Below are 6,888 nucleotides of genomic sequence, written 5' to 3'. Positions count from 1 at the left end.
GTGGCGCGCTGCCTGCCCTCGATAGAAATGCTGCGCCTGGTGTCGAGCGGCACCGAGGCCACCATGACCGCCCTGCGCCTGGCGCGCGCGTTCACCGGCCGCAGCCTGATAGTCAAATGCGAGGGCTGCTACCACGGCCATTCTGACAGTTTCCTGGTCAAAGCCGGCTCGGGGGGGGCCACTTTCGGAGTGCCGGACAGCGCCGGTGTGCCCAGGGAGCTTTCCGCTCTCACCGTGAATGTCCCCTATAATGACCCCGCGGCCCTGGAGCGCGTGCTGGCCGAGTGCGGCGGCAACGTGGCCGCGATGATCGTGGAGCCGGTGGCGGGCAACATGGGCGTGGTGCCGCCCGCGCCGGGCTATCTGGAGCGCTTGCGCGAGCTGACCCGCAGGCACGGGGCGCTGCTCATTTTCGATGAGGTCATCACCGGGTTCCGCCTGGGGCGTGGCGGGGCGCAGGAGCGCTACGGGATCACGCCGGACCTGACCTGCCTGGGCAAGATCATCGGCGGGGGGCTGCCGGTGGGCGCGGTGGGCGGACGGCGTGAGATCATGGAGATGCTTTCGCCCCTGGGGCCGGTCTACCAGGCCGGGACGCTTTCGGGCAACCCGCTGGCCGTGGCCGCGGGCCTCTACATGCTCGACAGGCTGGACAAGCAGCCGCCCTATGACTACCTTGAGTCCCTGGCCGCCCGTCTGGAGGCCGGCCTGCGCTCCAGCCTGAAAGATGCGGGCGTGGAGGGTTGCGTCAACCGCGTGGGCAGCCTGATGACCCTCTTTTTCACCGCCGGCCCGGTGACCGATTTCAGCTCGGCCCAGCGCGCCGACCGCGGGCTGTTCGGACGGTTCTTCCAGGCCATGCTGGAGCGCGGGGTGTTCCTCGCCCCCAGCCAGTTCGAGGCCGCCTTTGTTAGCGCCGCCATGAGCGAGGCCGATATCGACCTGGCGCTCGAGGCCGGACAAGGGGCCTTGAAAGAAGCGGCAGGTTTGTGATATAATCTCTCTTCCGCCGGATGGAGCTGCCACCCGACCGGCGTACTGGCGTTTGCCTTCCGGCAGGCGCGCAACCGTAAGCCTCAAAGAACAGACCCAGCATGGGCCATACCCCCCGAGCGCTTCACCCGATACTCCGCCCGGCCGCAGTCTGCCTGGCGCTGGCCGCGCTGTGCCAGACGGTTTCCTGCCACCGGGCCCGTGTTGTGCCCGAGCGCCCGGCCAAGCCCACCGTTCCGGCGGCCAAGCCGGCGCCGGTCACTCCCGCGCCCCGGGCCGAGAGCGGCGAGCCCTCCGTGCGTGTGCTGCTCATGGAGGATGTGCCGGTGGTGCGCCTGGGCGGCGCGGACAAGGGTGTGGTGTTCCGGGACGCCTCCTCCAGCGCGGATATCGCCATGCTTTCAGCAGATGAGGCCTGGGACGCCGTGCGGTTCAGCGAGAAAGCCCAGCTCAGGGTGGCCATGCCGGATGGCCGGGTCAGCCGCGACCATCCCTCCGGAGTCTACGCCGAGGCCCCCGGCGGCGGACCGGTCACAGTGAACGGCAAGGCCTACCGCGGCCGGATCTATATCTACACCATGAGCAACGGCAACCTTCGCGCGATCAACGTGTTGCCCCTGGAGCAGTACCTGCGCTCGGTGGTGCCGGTGGAGATCGGCACCCTGGACGAGAATTACATGGAGGCGCTCAAGGCCCAGGCCGTGGTGGCGCGCAGTTTCGCCCTGGCCAAGATGCAGCAGCGCCGCGGCTCGCCGTTCGACATGAGCGCCGACACGGGCGACCAGGTCTACCTGGGCGTGTCGCGCGAGGCCCGCGCCACCGACCGCGCAGTCGAGGCCACCCGCGGCGAGGTGATAACCTACAAAGGGCAGGTGATCACCGCCTACTACCACAGCACCTGCGGCGGCCGCACCGCCGACCCGGCCGAGGTCTGGGGCGAGGATTTCGCCCGCACGGCCGGGTTCCTGGGCTCGGTGGAGGATGACGGTTTCGACAAGGGCTCGCGCTGGGAGACCTGGCGGGTCAAATGGACCCGCAAGCAGCTGTTGGACCAGGTCCGCAAGTACCTGCCCGGCACGCTGGGGATGAGTGCGGCCCAGGTGGGCGAGCCCAAGGACATCGAGGTCGCCGAGCACGGGCTGTCGGGGCGGAACGCGCGGCTGAAGATCACCACGGACAAGAGCAGCTTCGAGGTGCGCGGCGACCAGATACGCCGCGTGCTGCGCCAGCCGGACGGCGCGATGCTGCCCAGCACGCTGTTCTCCCTCTCGGCGGCCAAGGAGAAGGGGGAAACGGTGGTGGTGGCCGAGGGCCGCGGGTTTGGCCACGGGCTGGGCATGTGCCAGTGGGGCGCGCGCATGCGCGCCGAGCAGGGCCAGAACTACAGGAATATCCTGGAGCACTACTACCGGGACATCAAGCTGGAAAAGAAATACTGAGGAAAGCGGTTGGAAGGAAAATTATAAAGAAAAAATCAAGGGGCGCGGTAATATCCGTGCCCCTTGTTGTTATACACCGGAATCACGGATGCCGTGGGATTGTCGTAGGGGCGAACCTTGTGTTCGCCCGTTGTACTTTAGTTTGCGCCTTTGCCGTTACACACCCCGCCCGCTGGCGCGGGCACCCCTTTCAAGAGGGGAGAGGCCTGCCACGGCCACTGCCTCATACGATATACGTAGGGGCGGGTTTCAAACCCGCCCCTGTATTGTGATACGTTGTGATTTTGCCCTTGGATAATCCCACTCACGGCATCTTTATCGAGCGGCTGAATGTGGCCGTGTTGTGGAACTCGTCCAGAATCTGCACAGCCACCGTGTGCTCGCCCGGGGCCAGATTGCCAAACTCCTCCCGGTAGCTCTCCCTCGGTGTGTCGGCGATCCCATCCTGCGGGAACACCGCGCGCCAGCGCTCCCCATCCAGCGAGACCTGCGCCTCGCCGATCCTTCCCACCGCATCCGCCGCCTCGAATGTCAGCACGACCGCTTTGCCCTGGCTGCGGCTGAGCGAGATTTTCTCGGCCACGGGCGGAGTGTTGTCCACCAGGAACCGCTCGCTGACACGCTCGGTCAGACAGGCGCGCGCTCCCGGGTTGTCGGTCGAGTCCATGGCCGTGACTTTCAGCACGTACCAGCCGTCCGACATGCTCTCGGTGCTCCAGGTGAGCGCGTTGTCGCTCAGGCCCAGGGCCAGGGGCCGCCAGGCGCTTTCATCCACACCGCGGAAATACACGCTGTAGCGCAGCTCGTCCCCGTTGGCGTCGCTGGCGTTCCAGCCGGCCATGCGCATGCCGCGGGCGTACTCTTTCTTGCCGGAGAACGGGTTGGAGGTGGAGCCGGAGTTTTTCTTGGGGTTGACCAGTTGCTCGGCCTCATCCGGCATGTCCACGATCAGAATCTCGGAGCCGGAGGAGGAGCCGGAGCCGCCCTTGCGGATGAACACCCCCTGGGGCATGAACTTGATCCGGCTGAGAAGAGGGGGCCGGTTGCGGCGCAGGTACGAGACGTTCACCTCCTCGACCGAGGGGCTCGCCCCGGCGCTGCGGCTTGAAAGGATGGCCTCCCACTGGAAATACATCCGCGCCGGCGACTGGATCTGCGCGCCCATGCCCGGGCTGAAAGGCGCGGACCAGGCGCTCCAGGTGGTGTCGGGCCGGGAGGTGTTGCCGCTGCGGGTGCGGAACCGGACCTGGGCGCCCTCGGGTGAGTCGCCTTTCCAGGTGATAGCGCCCCACTCGGCCGGAAGGCCCGCGTTGTATACCTGGCTCTGGAACGAGCCCTCGCTGCGGCAGCCTCCTGAAAGCTCCAGTATCTTGCCCATGTTGCTGGTGGCGATAAGGGTCCGCCCGCCGGACGGATCGCAAAGGAACGCGGTGGCCTGGTCATCCGGGAACGGGCAGAGCAGGGCCTGGTCGCCCAGGCGGTCCACGCTGCAGAGGTTCGACTTGTCCTTGGTCGAGACGAACAGCACCCGTCCGCGGCTGTCGAGTCCGGCGGCCAGAAGGGTCTCGCCGCTGCCCTGCCAGATACGGGTGGGGAAACGGTCGGTGTCGAAGAAATAGATTTCGCTGGAGGCCGATTCGCCCAGTTGCATGGCCGGCATCTGGATCACGAACTGTCCGGCCTGCTTGTCCTGGTCCTGGCCGGAGTCGCCCTCTTTCTGTTCCACGGCCGAGGCGCTCTGGCCGCTGCGGGCGGCCTGGGGCGGCAGCAGCGGGCTGGGCTGCTCGCCGGGCGACTGCATGGTGAACGCGGTGACGAACAGGCCGTTGTCCTTGTCCACCAGGATCGAGCGGATGTCTTTCATCTGGCTGTCGTAGAGGATCGAGACCGCGCCGGCTGGGCTGACCTGGTAAAGAAGGCCCTTGCCGCTGCTGCCGGCCAGGAGATTTCCGCTACGGTCCAGGGCCAGGGCGATTATATGCTGGTCATCCGAGCGCAGGACAGCCTGGCCCTTGCCGCTGCCGACTATCCGGTAGACCGTCGCCGAGGGGCCGGCTGCGGCGTAGAGCACACCATCCGGAGCGACAAGCAGGGCCCAGATGTACTTTTCCGGCGGGTCGAACCACACCTCCGCCGTGGCGCCGTCCGCGCTCACCCGGTAAACGCGTCCCTCCGGCGAGGTGGCGGCGTAAATCGCCCCTGAGTGCGTATCCAGGGCCAGGGCCGAGACCTCCGGCTCCTCGAAGTGTCGCACCAGGATCGTGTCGCCATTCGCCTCCAGGCGCAGCAGCTTACCGTCATGGCCCGTGCCGGCCCAGACCCGCCCCTTGCCGTCCAGGACCAGGCTCCAGACCACCGGCTCGCCCAGGGCGGCCCGGGTGCGCAGCTCGGGGGCCAGGGCCAGGGTCTCGTTCTCCAGGATCGAGACCCCCTCGGGCTTGCCTTTCATGAAATCGGCGCGCGAGTTGTCGGTCCAGAACGAGGGGCCATCCGCCCGCGCGGAGGCGGCAGTCAGGAGCAGGAGAAAGGTCAGCGCATTTTTACTCAGCTTTGCGGACAAGGGGCCTCCCGAGTCACGATTGTAGCGCGCAGAGAGTCGCCGGGACACACTCACCGGTTCTGTTTATAGTCCAGCTGGAGAAGGCGGAACCCGCTGATCACGCAGTCGGCGGCCCGCTCGGTCTCGATCACCGAGACATCGGCCAGCGGGGTGATCGCGCCGCTGGTGTTGCCGGAGCGCAGCAGGCTCCAGACCGAAAGCGGCAGGTTGTCCAGCTCCCGGTTTTCCACCAGCAGACCGCGGTCCTGGCGGAAGATTTTCACGTATACACGGTCCTCGCGCCGGGAGGCGTTGATCAGCCGCACCAGGTGGGCCAGGCTGGTGTAGCGGAAACGGCTGGGGGAGAGCTGGAACTCGGTGCGCGTGAGCATATCCCCCGAGCCGACCAGCACGAACAGACGGGCATCCTCGCCCAGGTCGGGCAGCGGCAGGCGGAAACTCTCGCGCCGCTTGGGAGCGTCCAGCGGCTTGAGCAGCACGTCCAGCCCCAGCGTGTCGCCGGGATAGACCGTGGTCCGGTCGAGGTAGACCTCGCTGACCAGCGCCCGCGGGTTGCCGTCGCGGATGTTCAGGTCCAGCTCCACCTTCCTCACATCCGCCGGGCCGAACTGGTTGGCGTAGAGGTACTGGAGCGCCATCTGCACCGACTGGATCGCCTCCACCGGGGCGTTCGGGCCGGCCAGCAGGTCGTTTATCTCCACTGGCGGAAGGCCGCCGCCCAGCTCGATCCGGGCCTGAACACGGTAGGTGCGCTCGGTCACGATGTCCCCGCGCGAGGTGAGCGAGTTGAGCAGCACCAGCGAGGACAGGGTGGGAGTGAGCCGCTTGTGGCGGACCAGCTCGAAGTAGTATTCCTCGTGCCCGCGCTCGCTGTCGTCCAGCTTCAGGCGGAACGGCAGCAAGTCGGGCGTGCCGCCCAGCAGCCCCAGCACGCCGTTGGCGTGGTCGGTGCGGATCGTGCCCAGGCAGCGGGTGGCGTTGGAAAGCTTGAACGAGCTGGACAGGTTGGGCAGCACAGTGACAATGTCCGCGGCGGTCATCGGGAAATTGACCGGCCCGAACTGCAGGAACGGGTGGCCGAAAGCCAGGATTTTGTTGCCATCCCGCCAGGTCAGGGTGCCGGTGGCGGCCAGGGAGAGGTCGCCGCGCACGAGCTGGGCCGCCACTGGGGCCCCGGCCTCGAAAGGCCCGGTCTGGATCGTTGTGTCGGCCCCACCGGCCGAGCCGCCCAGCACCGGGACCAGCCCCAGGCGGCGGAACGCGGGGCCGAAACGCTCGATCACCTCGGGGCGGCAGCCGGAGAAAACCAGCGGCACAGCCAGGCGCTCCAGGTGCGCGGCCGTTGACCCGGCGTCAGAACCCACGCTTACCGGCTGATCCTGGGCCAGAAGCGGGTCGGCCGGGGCCTGGAACGGGTTGTAGATTTCCCCGGTGGAGCCGGGGTTCAGTATCTGACCCTCCGGGGTCTGCTCGGCCGGGGCCGAGCCGGTGGTGTCGACCGGGATGTCCAGCATCTGCTGGATGGGGGTGATACCTGCAATCGGGTCCTTGGAAAAGCTCCAGCCGTAGGCCACCGCGCCGATCAGCTTCCCGTCGATGTACACCGGGCTGCCACTCATGCCGGCCACCACGCCGGTGTGCTGGAGGCGCTCGCCCAGCAGCTCGACCAGGATCACATCCTTGCGGGGCATGAAATTGTTCAGCGTGCCCAGGATACGCACCTGGAATTCCTCGATGCTGTCGCCGTGGAACACGGTCCGTCCGTAGCCGGTCATGCCGGGACGGACCTGCTCGATCGGCAGGATCGGGATGGGCGAGGCCACGCAGGGCCGGCAGCAGAAAAGCGCGGCGGCAAGTGATAGATGGCGGAGCTGCAATGTCATACCGCATCCCGGT

The 6,888-nt window shown here is 67.2% G+C and carries 4 protein-coding genes; 2 read left to right on the top strand and 2 right to left on the bottom strand.

Annotated features, from left to right (window positions below):
• A partial coding sequence (locus LLH00_14505) for a glutamate-1-semialdehyde 2,1-aminomutase (protein ID MCE5272487.1) occupies positions 1 to 993 on the top strand: 993 nt, incomplete at its 5' end.
• Between the two features lie 101 nt (positions 994 to 1,094).
• A complete protein-coding gene (locus tag LLH00_14500) occupies positions 1,095 to 2,432 on the top strand; it encodes a SpoIID/LytB domain-containing protein (protein MCE5272486.1) in 1,338 nt (445 codons plus the stop codon).
• Positions 2,433 to 2,736: 304 nt separating this feature from the next.
• Here LLH00_14500 and LLH00_14495 read toward each other — a convergent pair whose 3' ends face one another.
• A complete protein-coding gene (locus LLH00_14495; protein MCE5272485.1) occupies positions 2,737 to 4,992 on the bottom strand; it encodes an SMP-30/gluconolactonase/LRE family protein in 2,256 nt (751 codons plus the stop codon).
• Between the two features lie 50 nt (positions 4,993 to 5,042).
• On the bottom strand, positions 5,043 to 6,875 hold the full coding sequence (locus tag LLH00_14490; protein ID MCE5272484.1) for a hypothetical protein: 1,833 nt from the start codon (positions 6,873 to 6,875) through the stop codon (positions 5,043 to 5,045).
• Positions 6,876 to 6,888: the final 13 nt, after the last annotated feature.

This window comes from bacterium, assembly GCA_021372515.1.
Lineage (GTDB): Bacteria > Gemmatimonadota > Glassbacteria > GWA2-58-10 > GWA2-58-10 > JAJFUG01.
Note: the sequence above shows the minus strand (reverse complement) of the source record. Positions and strands in the feature narration are given on the sequence as shown.

Excerpts from the sequence above, each read along its gene's own strand:
- LLH00_14500 (MCE5272486.1), top strand. The coding sequence starts at position 1,095 with ATGGGCCATACCCCCCGAGCGCTTCACCCGATACTCCGCCCGGCCGCA.
- LLH00_14490 (MCE5272484.1), bottom strand. The coding sequence starts at position 6,875 with ATGACATTGCAGCTCCGCCATCTATCACTTGCCGCCGCGCTTTTCTGC.